This is a genomic window from Halobacillus litoralis (genome assembly GCF_009856355.1).
Lineage (GTDB): Bacteria > Bacillota > Bacilli > Bacillales > Halobacillaceae > Halobacillus > Halobacillus litoralis_B.
The window spans coordinates 1-674 of the sequence record NZ_WMEW01000037.1; the positions used below are offsets into that span (position 1 = coordinate 1).

The following is a 674-nucleotide window of genomic DNA, read 5'->3' on the forward strand; positions in this document are numbered from 1 at the left end:
GTTGCTTCTTTAATAGACGATGATTTACGTTATCAAAGAAACTCTTAATATCTACATCAACGACGTAATGAAGTTGACCGCGATTAATCAAAGATTGTATTCTTGCCATAGCATGATGAGCAGACCGGAGAGGTCTGAAGCCGTAGCTATGTTTGAAGAATTGAGATTCTACAATCGGTTCGAGAACTTGTTTGAAGCCTTGTTGGATCACTCGATCCAAGATACATGGAATACCGAGAGGTCTCCATTTTCCGTTTTCTTTTTTAATCCATTCTCTTCGAACTTTCTTCGGACGATAGTTTTGAAGTTTACTTCGGACTTCATTTACCAGATCATTTTCGGAGAGCTCTTTCATGTCATCGATGGTCTTCCCATCGGTGCCTGGTGTTTTAGAACCTTTATTGGTTTTGATCATGCGAAAAGCGAGCAGGATGTTTTCTCTCGATATGATGGTTTCATATAGTTGAGAAAACGTATGTTCCTGACTCGCTTTTTCATGAAGATCCGTAAAGGTCTCCGTCATATTATAATAATCCCAGTTTCGCAGCGTTGACACTGTGGCATCCCTCCTTTGGAGTGATGTTCCCACGTTCCTACCCGATCGGTGCCATTCACGTTAGGAAAATAATCGTTTCATACTCTAGACTTGGGGCTATTCCTTCACTTCCATTACA

The 674-nt window shown here is 40.9% G+C and carries 1 protein-coding gene; it reads right to left on the bottom strand.

What is annotated here, in order from left to right; translation table 11 throughout:
- On the bottom strand, window positions 1-556 hold a 556-nt coding region (locus tag GLV97_RS19700; protein WP_337194122.1), incomplete at its 3' end, for a reverse transcriptase domain-containing protein.
- Window positions 557-674 lie beyond the last annotated feature (118 nt).